Genomic DNA, 13329 nt, shown 5'->3' with positions numbered 1-13329 from the left:
TGGCAAGCTCTGCCGTTTGGTCGTTTGATTGGGTTATGAAATCATTGGAAATGTCCAATATTTCTTCATGTAATTATATCTCATAATTATCCTCAATATCGTGCATTTATAACAAGTATTTGAATACATACATTATTTGGTTTCCATCCGTTCGGGATGCTGATGCAGGGTAGGAAGTTTTCGGGGGATAGTAAGTACAGGTATGGGTTTAACGGGAAGGAAAATGATAATGATGTAAAGGGGGACGGGAATCAGCAGGATTATGGGATGAGGGTGTATGATGGGAGGATTGGAAAATTCCTAAGCGTTGACCCGTTGCAACGAGATTACCCTGAATTAACAACGTATCAATTTGCGAGCAATACTCCGATCCAAGCAATAGATTTAGACGGTCTTGAAATGAGTTATTATACATTGATTCGTCCAGACCAAGGTAAGCCATACTTAAAATTTGAAAAAAACACTGATTTTACTGAAACTAAAACTTCATGGACACCGACGTGGGATAATTGGACTAAGACAACTTCTACTATCACAAGAAATCCACGTCATGAATATGTTGTAAAGGGAACAGTCATAGTTACATATGGTTTGGATGGAACTCAAAGCCAGGTTGCCCCTGCAACTTGGACCTTCTCATCTGAAGTTGATATGCGAAAGGCAGAAAATCATGGTGGGCCAGGTAATTATGGGGGATGGAGTTGGGCTAGTGCAGATAAATCTCTCCAGAGAGCGCTATTTATCAGTGCAAATAATATGTTGCAGGCTGAAGCAGAAACTCCAGGAGGGTTGGCTGGATTAGGGTCTAAATATTCTAAGACAAGCACGCCCGCGACTAAAACAAATAATATTACTACTGCTGCAAACAGTGGTAATGCTGAGGCTGCCAACGCTAATAATGCGGCAAACCTACGATAACCTATGATGGGCAAACCTATGAAATTAATGCTACGGTTCCTTACAAACGACCAAATAATGCTACTGTGCCAGCGCAAAGGCAGGCAGTGAACCAAATGAATGCATCTTGCGCTACATGTAAGACTATTTATGGTCCGTTCATTGCAGATCATAAAACTCCCTTAGCTATCGAGCATATTTCGACTGGTAAAATAGATTTGAAAAAAATGCGAAGTATAGAAACTGTACAGCCTCAATGCAAATCATGTTCCGATGCTCAGTCAGCGGCCGTACGGAAAGCAAGCCAACAGGCGAATAAATTTATTAAAAAGAATAACAAATAATGGATAATATTGAAAATGATTTTTTAATACGCCAAAAAAGCATTTGTGAAAAATATAATGCAGATTTTTTGATGTCACCTTTTAATAAATTAATTGGAGTGGCATTAAAGAGTTTCGAATCATTCACAATGCCAATCAATGGCTTGAGGCATCCAATTGAAAATATGCAATCAGCGAACTGGTATATATGGGCTGGAGAATATTCAGAGGATATTGATTTTTTTCAACCAGTTCACATAGAACATCTTTTACAGATATGCCCTAAAGCAATAAATTATTTAGGATTAGCTCCTGGGTGGAGATTTTTATTCGATAATAATTACGAAGATGTTTGGTTTGATGCAAATCTGTTAAATATTTGATACTCGCCTTGTGGTGCAAGATTTTCGTAGGATCTCCCTTCTGGCGAGTGTTCCGCAGGACCACTCGTGTCTCTCCAAGGTGGCAGGTCTGGAACACTACCATTTAGTGCCAACAATCTGGAAAGAATCAATAAAATTCTTCAATCGAGATGAGATTCAGCAGAGAAAACCTTAACGCTCTAAGTTTTCAATATATATTATACTGGTGAAAGTCCAACGGACTTAAAATGCGCAGCTTCCGTAAACAATTTAAAAATAATCTCGAACATTTTTAAACCTTCTTCATCACTTGGAGTTCGTGATGCAATAATTTTATACCACGCTTGATCGGTTCGATCCTTTAAATATTTTTTAGCAAATTTTCTAAACTCAAGTAAAAAATCCGCTACTATCATTCGGTCGGCAGGGGTTGACTTACTCATTTTATAACCAAAAGTTATAAAATGAATTTCTTTAACGGTTCTGACATCATGCAAACCCGGCCAAAGTATAATATCGTTTAGTAAAGATATTAAAGTTATTACTTGTTGATTTTCGCTTAATTTTTTTTTCATTTTTTCTTTGTCTTTGGAACAACTTTTTTTGCGGAGCTCAATAACTCTGCGCCTGAAACCATTTTGCCCTCCCGCGTCATGCCGGCAACTTCTTTAATATAGTCACTTTTCAACACACCATTATGAAAATTGTCGAATATTAATTCAGTATTATCTTTAAGCGTTACAACCGTTATGCTGTGAAAGCCATTATCCGAAAGTTGTTGTGTTGCAGTTCCTATCAATCCATCTTTTCCAATATTTATATCGAACCTTTCTACTGTAGCTCCTGCTTTAAGAAACAAGGGCTCAATAGTTTTACTAAATTGAGTGGCATACTCAACACACTTTCCAAATTTAGAAGCATATTTTAGTCCTTTTAATGCTCCATTGATTTCTTCTCCACCTGGAGTCATGAGCAATAGGATTTCAAATGTCAAAGCTCCCATAGCCTGTTTATTACCGGTTACAGCTTCGCGCACTAAATTACCAATTTCCTTTAGATCTTCCACTGAAGCTTTGCCGAAAGCTTTCATCAATGCTGCCCGCTTTTCTTCCTGCGCCTTAACAAAGGCAGGTCCCGGCGTTCCAACAGTTCCTCCCAGGCTTTCTGCCATTTTTTGTAAACTTTTTGGCAAATCCTTCAAGCCATGGATTGTTTTAATTGCCCTTTGTGAAAACCCTTTTTGAATCTCTTTATCAGTTGCCAATCCGCCAACGGGAAAAATTGCATATACAATAGGTTTCCACCATTCTTGTCCATCAAGATCAATACCATCAATCGGCCTGTTACTTGCGAATTGGTAAGGTGTTAGCATAGGGTAATAACTAGCAATAGGGTCTACACTCAAAAATTTCCCAATCCTCGGATCATATATCCTCATCCCATAATCCTGCTGATTCCCATCCCCCTTCACCTCATTATCCTTCTCCTTCCCATTAAACCCATTCCTGTACTTACTATCCCCCGCAAACTTCCTTCCCGGCATCAGCATCCCAAAGGGATAATAGTCATTTGCTGTAACCACATCCGCTGTGTAGAAGTCAATCTTACTGTCTGGGGTGCCATTTGTCTTCACCCCGGTAGCCGGATCGTAGGTACCATCATCCACCCCAAACTTCTTATCTGATATAGTAACGAGCACATTGCCCAAATGATTGCCCAACTCAAAGAACTTATTTCCGCGGATAAAGTTACTATTATAAATACTATCAAGCGGGCTGAAAGGAAGGTCTTTACTATCGGCCGGCAGAGCCAGCGGGCCCAGACGGCTGCTGCCATACAGGTGCCACTCGCAGCGTAAACGTACCTTTAAAATGTAAATAAATAGCAGGATTATTAATTAACCTGTAAACTTATTTTAGGACGAGACATCTCTTTCTCTGCTTCCAGCAACTTGATCTTTTTCTCCAGCTGGGAAATATATGTTTTGGGGGGAGCTTTCTTTTTCATGGGAGTTTTACTTTTCCAATCCAAAGTTTCATGTTTTCGCAACCATATCAAAACAGTACTTCGCCCTTGGATACCATGCTTCTGCTGAGATTGCTTATAGGTTAAAAGCCCTTTTTCTACCTCGTCTACAATCTGCAATTTAAAAGCAAGACTTTAATCTTTTTGAGTCCGCTTTAAATGATCGCTTTTTACTGTATTCATTTAATAAATTAACTTTTGTGTCAACTTATTTCAGGACGGAGGCAGCCCTTAAATTAAATAAGACGGTCAAATGACCGTCTTATTTTTACTAAAAATTATTTTAAATGCCAGTATTTACAATGCAAAAACAACAAATACACAATTCAGGAACACTACCACAGTTGCTCCTCTTCCAACAGTTTTCTTACAAGTTTGAAGTCCTCTATCGCACTCGGTATATCCTCGGATAAATCATCATGGAAAAATTCTTTAAAAAATTTTTCAGGCCAAAAAGCTATTTGACCACTTTTCAAAATTTTCAATTGCCAATATTTAGAAACTCTTGAATCAATGATTTCAAAAAGCACTAAAGGAGCATGTGCTATATGACCATAATCAGACACAATTTGCACATCGCATATTTGATTGCCAGACGCACCAACACTAATTGTAATACCAAAAACGAGATATTTTTTTAGCTCGGTGATATGAAAGTCGGAATTGGCATAACTTTTTGGAAGCAATTCTAATTGCGACAAAGTAAGTTTAGTAGTTAAACATCTAATGACCATATTGATTTTTTGTCTTTGGTTCTGGTTGTGATACGTTTCGATGCATTTTGGTTTTCATATTAGTTCTTTGTCCAGAAATTACATTTTCCTCCCAATGGGTTTCCATTGTTATATTATCAGGAGCAGTATGGCTCGAACTTCTTTTCTTCACCCAATCGGCTTCTTGACCCCAAAATTGTTTTGATAAGTCTCCGGCCTTTCTAAGCGGTGTACCACTTGAACCTCCCGCTATAACTTCGCCTGCTTCAGCCATCTGAGCCTCACTTGCCATTTTCTTATTTAGACTCACACCATTTGTAGTAAGTTTTGAGGCCCCTGACTCAGTTCTTATAACTGTACTCACTTCACCAACCACAGCTTCCTCTTGTGCCATTGCACGCACTCCAGCAACTGTCCCACCAGCTATCACCGCTCCGGTCGTAGCTGCAGAATAGGCAGCACTTGCATCACCAAAAGCGGCTGATAATATTGTGGCGGCACTTTCGCCACTGGCTGCGACCCAAGCAGTAATTTTCGAGATTACTGGGACTATTATAGGTAGACAAGCAACTAAAACTGTTCCGCTAAATGCAGCACCGCCAAACCCTCTTGCAATGGCAGCTCCTTGCTTAGCATCTATCTCATCTCGAGTTTCGAAGCGTTGCATGTGGGATTTATATAATGTGGTTAGGCCATTTACCACATGTGTCCTTAACTTGTCGGTTGCTCCATCATCATTTACTAAATAGAAATATTGTTGTTGCCCTTGTCCATCGTCCGCAACTATCCAAAGTCTTCCTGTTTTAGGATCGACAACTCCTTGTAGGGAAAACATGGTGTGAGTAATCTTGTCATAAACAAAATTGTAAATGGTTCCGCTCAGAAAAGCAGTTTGCGTGTCCCATTCCCCCACTTTCGATATTGGCTCTCCTCCATCCAAATCAACACAACGAATGACATCATTTCCACTAAACTGATAAGGCGAATAAAATGGATACTTAATCGTAAACGGATCTACACTCAAAAACTTCCCAATCCTCGGATCATATATCCTCATCCCATAATCCTGCTGATTACCTTCCCCCTTCACATCATTATCATTCTCCTTGCCGTTAAACCCATACCTATACTTACTATCCGCTGAAAACTTCCTTCCCGGCATCAGCATCCCGAACGGATGGAAACCAGTTGACATTATGTACTCAAAGAGCTCGTATAAATATAATCAATCGCTTACGGTGCAGAGGGCGGGGGGCTAGTGATAAGATAAAATAATCAATTTCCAACCTTTCTGAACGGAAGAAAGTAACTTTCACCATCTATTTTAATAAGTATATCAAATGGTTGTCTGTCAACTTTTCTCCCTATATTTTTTTGGGTTAAAAAGCCAGTACAATTTCCTTCCATATTATTAGACGATATGCTCCAAGTACCTTCGCATTCTTTAAGAAACGGATCTGCGCCTTCAAAACTGTAATGGCCCGTTGAATCTGAACGCAAAACTATCTTGATCCAATTGTATTTTTTCAAATATGGCTTAAGCTTATTATTACTTATTAAAGTTGTGTCAATTTGAAACGAGCCAATATATTGCTGCTTACATTCCTCATTTTTAACACATGAATAAAACATTACTGCACTAATAAAAATAATAACATATTTCATACACTTATATTTTAGTAATATATCGGCCCCAAACGAATATTGTCTATGTCTTCCATAACTTTCTCGTAGCTTAATTTTAGCCGATATGTTTGTGAAAAATTTGTAAATGGTTGGTCAATATTTATGGAATTATCCCGGTATAATGTCGGAGCAGCATCTGTGTGCCACCAGAAGTGTTTTCCTAAATCACCAGAAGCAACTGAGGTAACATTTGTTATTGTCATCACAATAGACTTTTCATCGGGGTTATATAAGACGGTTGCCATACTTGAGCCAACAAAGTTTGAAAGAGAGTTAAAGGATTGATGACCCACAAGATCCATTGCCTGCTCCATTCCTTGGTAACTAAAAGTATATATTGTTTTACTATTTGCCGGTTGCCCATCATGATACCATTGAAGAATAAAATCTTTGTAAGCTAGACCTCCTTCCAGATATTGACTAACGGTACCATTTTCTGAAAACACGATATTTTCTGGGATCTTTCCACTGATAAAGCCCCCTAACAAAACATTAACCCAAGCAGCTTCGCTGCCGCCCTCGCTTGCCGAGTAAAATGCCTGAGTAATATTTGTCACGTTTTTCGGACTTCTGCTGTCTTGCAAAATACTTCCTGGTTTTACCGGTTGAAGATTATTGTTCATTTTTTCAATTGCTTGTTCTCCACCGACCCGGGTGAAATTTAAGTCTCCGCCAGAGTTTTCATAAGCATTGATAATAGTTTCCCCGTGCCTATGTGATATTGTAGTATTGCCCAAAAATGGATACTCATTTTTCTTAGCCCAATTACCCTCTGATTGCGGCACTGGCAGTGGTGGCTCTGTTCCAGCTGCACTGGAAGGATTTTTGTCATTTGAGCTTTCCAATCCATCAACATCAATTGCAATAATGGGACTATTTGAACCGAATTGGTAAGGAGTGTAATAGGGGTATGTTTTTGTTAGAGGGTCTACGCTCAAGAATTTGGCAATTCTGGGATCATAAATTCTAAATCCATAATCCTGCTGATTCCCATCCCCCTTCACCTCATTATCATTTTCCTTCCCATTAAACCCGTACCGATATTTACTATTCGCCGAATACTTCCTCCCCGGCATCAGCATCCCGAACGGGTAATAGTCATTTGCTGTAAACCCAATACTGCGTTTGTTCTCAAAGATCTATGCTTCAACAAAATAGCACAAATTTGCTCAAATTCTCCATTTCATCATATTAAATTAACGCAAATGACAGCAAAAGAGTATCCGGTGATTCCCCTTTTTGAAACCTTCATTAAAGACAGCCTTAAGGGAAAGCGATTGAAAGCTGATGGCAGCAGGATAAAGAGGCAAACGATACACAATTATTCGTATGTGCTGGGTTATCTGACGGAGTTTGAAGAATACACCAAAACAAAGTTGAGGGTTAAGGTTTTTCGTTCGCAAAGTACCAGGGCTTTCAAGGCTGAAATAAAATACTGGAAAACATTCTACAGGCAGTTTACCCAGTTTTTATACAGTAAGAAGAAGTGTTTTGATAATTACGTGGGCTCTGTAATGAAAAATATCCGGGCTTTTTTCAATTACCTGAACCGCGAAATGGGGATCAAAACCGGTGATCATTATAAAAGTTTTTACGTTAACAAAGAAGATGTACCGATTGTTACCCTGCTGCCCGAACAATTACAATTTCTGATCAATGACGGCTCGTTCAATAACCGGCTTTCAGGTTCGTTGATGAAGGCTAAAAATATCTTCATTTTTGGATGCACGGTTGCACTACGGGTGTCGGATCTTTTTGCCCTGAAGTTCACCGACATGGAAAAGGTGGGGGGAGCATGGTATCTTCCTGTGAAGACCCAGAAAACTGGCAGCATAGTTCGCATTAAATTGCCCGCGTATGCGATGACTATCATCGAAACTTTCAGAGCTGCGTCAGGAAAGCGGGTTACGATCTTTCCCCCGATACCCCGTTACCGTTTCAATAATCAGTTAAAAGAAATCAGTTGCCTTGCCGGATGGACATCCTGCGTAGGAAAGCAAAGAAAAAAAAGGGGCGTTAAACATGAATTAACCCTCAGCAATAGAAACCATCAATACCGTTTCTGCGACCTGGTATCATCTCATACCATGCGCAGGACGGCCATCACAACTATGCTGATGTTGGGCATGAAGGAGCACGTTGTGAAACAGATAAGCGGTCACTCCGGTGATAGTAAATCATTTTACCGGTATATAAACCTGGTGCAATCTTACCTGGATAACGATATGGACATTGTATTTCAAAAATTATCCGATGACCAACAGCGAAAAATTGCCTGAAATAATCTATCAATAAAAATCCCAGAGCAACGTTGATTTTGAACACGTACTTGAATGCAAATGCCCCGCCAGCCCCGCCGCCCAGCCCGGTAAAATATCTTATTGCAAATTAGCTTTTACCCGGCTGGCCGTCCGTAGCTCACCCTACGGGATGGCTACGGCAAGGGCTGTCATGCCATTTGCGCATTTCGTACAGGCACCCTCGCGTCATCGTGCACATGACACCTTATGCCGTCGTTACCTAGGCATAAGATATCATGAGCACGCTGCCCCCTAAGCCGGATATATCACTGGATTTCTATCAGCTCATACTATTAAGCTTCCTTCATCGGCTACACGTTGATTTCAAGCCACATCTATTCGAATTACGCAACCAAGCCTTAGACTTTACATTTAATATTAGGGCTACATAAATGCAAAGTCACATTTCTGCTCATCTATAAATCTCTTTTAACAAATAGATTTCAACTCTAAAGCATCTGTGTAATCGTTTTAATCCTTCGTTGCGGACGTAGTCAGCAACATCTGTGATTCCAAAAGAAAAAATAAGATAAAAAAACAAAGCAAAGATAGCTGCCAGCACAAGTTTCATAAGCGGCGCATGCGCCATCGGGAGCCAAATTGTTCGGCATAAAATTTTGTCTCCTCTTTTCTACTTCCGTGGCTCACGATCAGCCTCTCAGTGAATTGAATATCCTACACCCAACCAATTTTATGTCCGCGTGCATTTTGGCTACGTTCACTGGCAGCTGACAGAAATGCTTTCTTTTTTTCCCTTTTTTCTTTTGGTTTCAGTTCCCATCACGAAGGAGGAGGAAGCACTAAAGCAAGTATATGAAGTTTCCTACAGTCCGCAGCTACTCCCCGGGGCACCTGGCTTCTGCCCATACTTTTTATATCCTGTCAAAAGGTAACAATTCAGGAAAGCCTGGGTTCCAGCCTTGGCGAAGTTCTTTCGAGGTTATCTGCGCAAGCCAGGAGGAGCACAATTTTTATTATTGGCTCACTAATATCCTTTTTTATGCGCAGTAATTTCATCCATACCATAAGGGATCAGTCATTCCATTTATTACAAAAGATGATCTGGTGAAGCTACTGCAGCAGACGGCGCCCAGCGTCAATGAGGATGCTATGGTAGCAGCCAGCCAAAAGTTAGCGTCATTGCTCCAGCTGGAAGAAGCACTTTATAAGCAATTGCATCTTATCGCAAGTCTCAAGCAAGGTCTCATTCATCAGGCATTTAAAATGCCGCCAGTAATCGCTGACGGCTAAAAATCTAAGCCCCTTCGCCCATTGCCACAATCACTTATTCACGCAAACAAAAAGGGGAAGCCTCTCAGCTTCCCCAGCATGCCCTCGGTCACCACAACTAGGGCAAGATTTTTTTTATTTTCCTGATTGCAAATTTCAGCCCTAGTGTAACACCAAAACTCACCACCGCACCAATAGCAGCCAGTAGGGTAGTCTTCAACAGATCAGCGCTGCTGATGTTTACCAATATGGTCAGCGTAGTGCCGCCTAATGTTCCAACCAGCGTACTGTTTGCAAAACTATGTGTCTGCATTACGGATCATTTTTTATCGTCACGTGGCTGGTAATACCCATTACACTTCCCGCCAGCACCACATAACTTGCAATGCTCGTCACCACCGCTGGTAGTGCAATCGGTGATACCAGTATCGCCCCGGCGCCTGCCACCACCGCTATCGCGATGTTGCGCAGTTTCCGGAAGAATTTCGGGGTAGGGGCTTTGACTCTTTCTTTTAGATTCATCTCAACGTGCTTTAATGGTTAAAAAAACTTGTTCATTTCGTTCGCGGGCTTCGTATACCATGGCTTTCAATTTCACAAAAGCCAGCCGCGATTGTAGGCCTAATCCTTCACCTTCTAAAATGGTAACCGGAGCGATACAGCCTTTCAATTCTTTGTTGGCATCATTAGCCGGGTGTATCAATATCAGCGATCTGTTCTCCACATTTTTCACCAGTATATGCCAGCCGAAGTTTGTGCTGTATCGTTTGGCAAGTTCATACCTCCCCTCAGGTATACACGACTTTCGCGGAGCATTGTCCAGATTTGATAGCTCTATCGTAAAGCATACCCCTTTGCCCCTATAGGTCAGCTCGCCATTCGTGCCTTCGGGATAGTAAGTTCTCACCAGCTCAAGTTCCATTTTTATAGGATTTTAAAGATTAAAGGCCCTGTACGTCCACCAGGCTAAGGCTGTTGTAGGCACTGTTTTTGAGTGAATACTGGCCACCATTTACTTCCTGGTAAAACATTACGCCCAATGCCAGAAACAGAGGACTTGTGCTGTTTGGTGTTACCGCATTTGCCAGGTTGATCACAGCAGTTGCCACGTTATCCAGCGGAAGGATGGCAGTTTCCTGCGTATCTACCGCATATGTCTCATTTTCGAAATCGATCTCAGCCCCCGCCGACACGATTTTGAAATGAGTCGCGCCACTCGGCGCAGCCACCATGTTCCCCGGAATGAAAGAAGGAATGTTCACTGAGATCGCACCAGTCACCCTGTCAATCGTCGGCACATACGGCGCAAAGAGGGTTGTTCCCAGTTTGCTGTTTTTGTTGAAGTCAAAGTCCTTCAGCAATTCCGCTTCCCCGTCAATCACGTTTCGCTGGCCTCTCGGGTTGGTGGCATCTGCCTGGATCACTTTCACCATCATCGCCAACAACCTGCTGGCCATGCGGTTGTCCGAAGTGTTCAGCAAAAGAGCCCGCAATGCTGTTCTCAAAATTTTGCCGGCCTTACCGGCGTTGCCAAATTCGGCACCATTCTCCCTGGTTCGTTGAAACCTCGGGTCATTCGCGATCCTTTCCCCGGAGATGGCGCTTTTCCCTTTCGCTAAAAATCCGTCCTGCGATTTGTAGAAGGTAATATCACCGATCGTCCCTTCCAGTTTCAGAATACCTTTCTGCTTTGCCATTTTCTGTTCTTTTAAATGAAATGTTTAAAAGCAACTACACCTAACAGTTAGTACTGCTATTTCATTACTTTTGTTATCACCACAACATTAAAATGAATTCTAAACCCCACAAAGGATCCGTTCCGTACGTGCAGCAATATGCAGGAAGTGATACCAAGGCGCATAGTGGTATATGCAAAAGATGTAATGAATATTACCGGCCGCAAGGAGCGTGCGGCCCGTAAACTCCTTGCCGATATCCGCAAAAAATACAAAAAGAAGAAAGGGGATTTTATCTCAGTTAAAGACTTCAGTAATTTCACCGGTCTTGATGAAACAACAATTGCCCCCTTTCTTGTATAGAGTAGATAAAGTCAGGTAAAAGCGTATGTAAAGCATAGCTAAAGCATTATGTACGCGTAATTATTAACCTGCTTTGTTCAGCCGGACCTTTCCGGCATTTTTCGCCATTTTCTTTTTAAGTTCATGCATGTCGCTGCTTATTTTTACATCAAGTACTTTGGCGTAGATTTGCGTAGTCTCAATTTTAGCATGACCGAGCATTTTACTTACGCTCTCTATCGGGACACCGTTAGTCAGAGTAATAACGGTTGCAAACGTGTGTCGGGCCATATGGAAGGTCAATGGCGTTGTGATATCACACAACTCTGCTATCTCCTTTAAATACGCATTAGTTTTCTGATTGCTCAACATTGGAAAAAGTTTCCGGGTATTATGGTTTTCGCCAGCATATTTTTGCAGGATTAATTGAGCTCCGGGTAACAATGGGATTTTTGAAGAGATGTCCGTTTTTTGACGGCTCGTGGAAATCCACTTACCTCCATCGATCCCTATCACAACGTTTTCAGCAGTGAGGTTGTAAAGGTCGATGTAGGAAAGGCCGGTGTAACAGCTGAAAATAAATATATCCTTGACTACTTCAAGCCTTGGCAGTTTTACATCCGTTACCATAATAATTTTGAGGTCTTCCTGGGTAAGAAATGTTCTCTTCGATTTTTTAATCGAAAATTTAAAATCGACGAACGGATCTGTGGACAGCCACTTTTTTGCAAGGCAATCGTGAACCACCTTCTTAAGTTTTTTTAGACTCATGGGATTGGTTGATGTATTGATTCCTTTCTCTGATTTTAAATAGAAATTGAAATCACTTATAAATTCAACATCAAAATCCTCGAGGGCAATATCGCTTAATTGAAATTTCCATTTGATAAACTCACGAACTTGAGTATACATCGTTTCATACCTGGTGCAGGTAACACTGGTGTAGTCTCTGCCCACTAATCTCCGGATGTCTTTGTTATGTTGGAGAATAACTTCCAGCAACAATCTTTTTCTCTCTGTAATTCCCCAATACCGATTTCTTAATTTCTCTGCGGTAACATTTGAATCAGTGGAAGTCAAATTATTAAAGCATGTAAGTAATTTCAACTTGATTTCTCCCAGCTGACTGTTCAAGTACTTGATTGCCTGACTTTTTCCTTCAACATATTGACCTTTCGAGTTCCAGTTAAAGGAGTTTGCGGTAAGTTTTGTTGAAATTTCGCGTCGTTTGCCGGCGATCGTAATCCTTGCGTAGATCGGGGAGATTTGCTCTACAGCATGATTTTTTCGTAGCCGAAAAGGATTGTTGGCAATTTTTATTTGTTCATGTGGTGACCTTTAAAATTTAAAAAAATTGTTAAGGCACCTCAATTCTTATTCAGTTTGATTGTATGGCTCGTAATTCGGTTACTAAAGTTATTAAAGGAGATGGTAACCGAATTGGTAACCGAATGAATTGACATAGAATGTATCAATTTCTCCCTTCCTAGACAAAAAAGACGCTTAACTACATTGATTTAAGCGTCTTTAATATAATTTGGATGATTTTTGTGACCCGGATTGGATTCGAACCAATGACCCTCAGCTTAGAAGGCTGATGCTCTATCCAGCTGAGCTACCGGGCCTCAGTTTTGGGGTGCAAATATAAAGGTATTTTTTCGAGGATGATTATTTTTTCTACAGTATTATATACTACATTTATTCCGCATAAAAAAATAAACTTATTTATATCTTTGTTAAAGAATTGCTTGATTGGTATGTAGTTAAATGTTACA

At 40.8% G+C, this 13329-nt stretch carries 19 protein-coding genes and 1 tRNA gene; 7 read left to right on the top strand and 13 right to left on the bottom strand.

Going from position 1 to position 13329, the window contains the following annotated elements; genetic code table 11:
• Window positions 1–156: 156 nt before the first annotated feature.
• Window positions 157–918, top strand: coding sequence for an RHS repeat-associated core domain-containing protein (locus EGI32_RS15590; protein WP_255156282.1), 762 nt, complete (start codon window positions 157–159; stop codon window positions 916–918).
• Between the two features lie 322 nt (window positions 919–1240).
• Complete coding sequence (locus tag EGI32_RS15585) at window positions 1241–1603, top strand: hypothetical protein (RefSeq protein WP_255156281.1); 363 nt, start codon at window positions 1241–1243, stop codon at window positions 1601–1603.
• 197 nt (window positions 1604–1800) lie between these two features.
• On the opposite strand, the gene EGI32_RS15580 is transcribed toward EGI32_RS15585, so the two are convergent.
• Both EGI32_RS15580 and EGI32_RS15575 read right to left on the bottom strand, forming a co-directional pair.
• Window positions 1801–2157 carry a hypothetical protein gene (locus EGI32_RS15580; RefSeq protein WP_255156280.1) on the bottom strand — a complete coding sequence of 119 codons (357 nt, stop codon included), beginning with the start codon at window positions 2155–2157 and terminating at the stop codon, window positions 1801–1803.
• Complete coding sequence (locus tag EGI32_RS15575; protein WP_255156279.1) at window positions 2154–3302, bottom strand: RHS repeat domain-containing protein; 1149 nt, start codon at window positions 3300–3302, stop codon at window positions 2154–2156. Before EGI32_RS15575 ends, EGI32_RS15580 begins: the two co-directional genes overlap by 4 nt.
• Between EGI32_RS15575 and EGI32_RS15570 the strand changes: the two genes are divergently transcribed.
• The gene (locus EGI32_RS15570) at window positions 3291–3440 is read left to right on the top strand and encodes a hypothetical protein (RefSeq protein WP_255156278.1); all 150 of its coding nucleotides are present in this window, start codon (window positions 3291–3293) and stop codon (window positions 3438–3440) included. The genes EGI32_RS15575 and EGI32_RS15570 overlap by 12 nt on opposite strands.
• 35 nt (window positions 3441–3475) lie before the next feature.
• On the opposite strand, the gene EGI32_RS15565 is transcribed toward EGI32_RS15570, so the two are convergent.
• From EGI32_RS15565 to EGI32_RS15545, 5 genes are all read right to left on the bottom strand, one after another.
• On the bottom strand, window positions 3476–3727 hold the full coding sequence (locus EGI32_RS15565; protein WP_255156336.1) for a hypothetical protein: 252 nt from the start codon (window positions 3725–3727) through the stop codon (window positions 3476–3478).
• Window positions 3728–3942: 215 nt separating this feature from the next.
• On the bottom strand, window positions 3943–4308 hold the full coding sequence (locus tag EGI32_RS15560) for a hypothetical protein (RefSeq protein WP_255156277.1): 366 nt from the start codon (window positions 4306–4308) through the stop codon (window positions 3943–3945).
• Window positions 4309–4330: 22 nt separating this feature from the next.
• Window positions 4331–5488 carry an RHS repeat-associated core domain-containing protein gene (locus EGI32_RS15555; RefSeq protein WP_255156276.1) on the bottom strand — a complete coding sequence of 386 codons (1158 nt, stop codon included), beginning with the start codon at window positions 5486–5488 and terminating at the stop codon, window positions 4331–4333.
• Between the two features lie 107 nt (window positions 5489–5595).
• The gene (locus tag EGI32_RS15550) at window positions 5596–5985 is read right to left on the bottom strand and encodes a hypothetical protein (RefSeq protein ID WP_255156275.1); all 390 of its coding nucleotides are present in this window, start codon (window positions 5983–5985) and stop codon (window positions 5596–5598) included.
• An 11-nt stretch (window positions 5986–5996) separates the two neighbouring features.
• Entirely contained in the window at window positions 5997–7124 is a 1128-nt protein-coding gene (locus EGI32_RS15545; protein ID WP_255156334.1) for an RHS repeat-associated core domain-containing protein, read from the bottom strand.
• Window positions 7125–7211: 87 nt separating this feature from the next.
• Between EGI32_RS15545 and EGI32_RS15540 the strand changes: the two genes are divergently transcribed.
• The 3 genes from EGI32_RS15540 to EGI32_RS15530 all read left to right on the top strand — a co-directional run bounded on the left by EGI32_RS15540 (window position 7212) and on the right by EGI32_RS15530 (window position 9557).
• Window positions 7212–8285, top strand: coding sequence for a tyrosine-type recombinase/integrase (locus tag EGI32_RS15540; RefSeq protein WP_255156274.1), 1074 nt, complete (start codon window positions 7212–7214; stop codon window positions 8283–8285).
• Between the two features lie 834 nt (window positions 8286–9119).
• The gene (locus tag EGI32_RS15535; RefSeq protein ID WP_255156273.1) at window positions 9120–9317 is read left to right on the top strand and encodes a hypothetical protein; all 198 of its coding nucleotides are present in this window, start codon (window positions 9120–9122) and stop codon (window positions 9315–9317) included.
• A 54-nt stretch (window positions 9318–9371) separates the two neighbouring features.
• On the top strand, window positions 9372–9557 hold the full coding sequence (locus EGI32_RS15530; RefSeq protein WP_255156272.1) for a hypothetical protein: 186 nt from the start codon (window positions 9372–9374) through the stop codon (window positions 9555–9557).
• A 97-nt stretch (window positions 9558–9654) separates the two neighbouring features.
• Here the strand turns inward: EGI32_RS15530 and EGI32_RS15525 are convergent, their stop codons facing one another.
• From EGI32_RS15525 to EGI32_RS15510, 4 genes are read right to left on the bottom strand one after another with little or no spacing between them, the layout of a single operon-like run.
• Window positions 9655–9849 (bottom strand): hypothetical protein, encoded by a 195-nt coding sequence (locus tag EGI32_RS15525; RefSeq protein ID WP_255156271.1) that lies wholly within the window; start codon window positions 9847–9849, stop codon window positions 9655–9657.
• The gene (locus tag EGI32_RS15520; RefSeq protein WP_255156270.1) at window positions 9849–10058 is read right to left on the bottom strand and encodes a hypothetical protein; all 210 of its coding nucleotides are present in this window, start codon (window positions 10056–10058) and stop codon (window positions 9849–9851) included. The genes EGI32_RS15525 and EGI32_RS15520 overlap by 1 nt, the downstream gene beginning before the upstream one ends.
• A gap of 1 nt (window position 10059) precedes the next feature.
• Window positions 10060–10458 carry a DUF5675 family protein gene (locus EGI32_RS15515; protein WP_255156269.1) on the bottom strand — a complete coding sequence of 133 codons (399 nt, stop codon included), beginning with the start codon at window positions 10456–10458 and terminating at the stop codon, window positions 10060–10062.
• A gap of 19 nt (window positions 10459–10477) precedes the next feature.
• The gene (locus tag EGI32_RS15510; RefSeq protein WP_255156268.1) at window positions 10478–11233 is read right to left on the bottom strand and encodes a hypothetical protein; all 756 of its coding nucleotides are present in this window, start codon (window positions 11231–11233) and stop codon (window positions 10478–10480) included.
• Window positions 11234–11371: 138 nt separating this feature from the next.
• Between EGI32_RS15510 and EGI32_RS15505 the strand changes: the two genes are divergently transcribed.
• Window positions 11372–11575 carry a hypothetical protein gene (locus EGI32_RS15505; RefSeq protein ID WP_255156267.1) on the top strand — a complete coding sequence of 68 codons (204 nt, stop codon included), beginning with the start codon at window positions 11372–11374 and terminating at the stop codon, window positions 11573–11575.
• Between the two features lie 63 nt (window positions 11576–11638).
• Here the strand turns inward: EGI32_RS15505 and EGI32_RS21420 are convergent, their stop codons facing one another.
• Window positions 11639–12811, bottom strand: a complete 1173-nt coding sequence (locus EGI32_RS21420) for a site-specific integrase (RefSeq protein ID WP_255156333.1) — start codon at window positions 12809–12811, stop codon at window positions 11639–11641.
• Between the two features lie 294 nt (window positions 12812–13105).
• A tRNA-Arg gene (locus EGI32_RS15495) sits at window positions 13106–13179 on the bottom strand.
• Window positions 13180–13329 lie beyond the last annotated feature (150 nt).

Origin of the sequence: Ferruginibacter sp. HRS2-29 (genome assembly GCF_024343615.1) — a bacterium.
Lineage (GTDB): Bacteria > Bacteroidota > Bacteroidia > Chitinophagales > Chitinophagaceae > Ferruginibacter.
The sequence above is the reverse complement of the archived record's forward strand: the minus strand, read 5'-3'. Positions and strand labels throughout refer to the sequence as shown.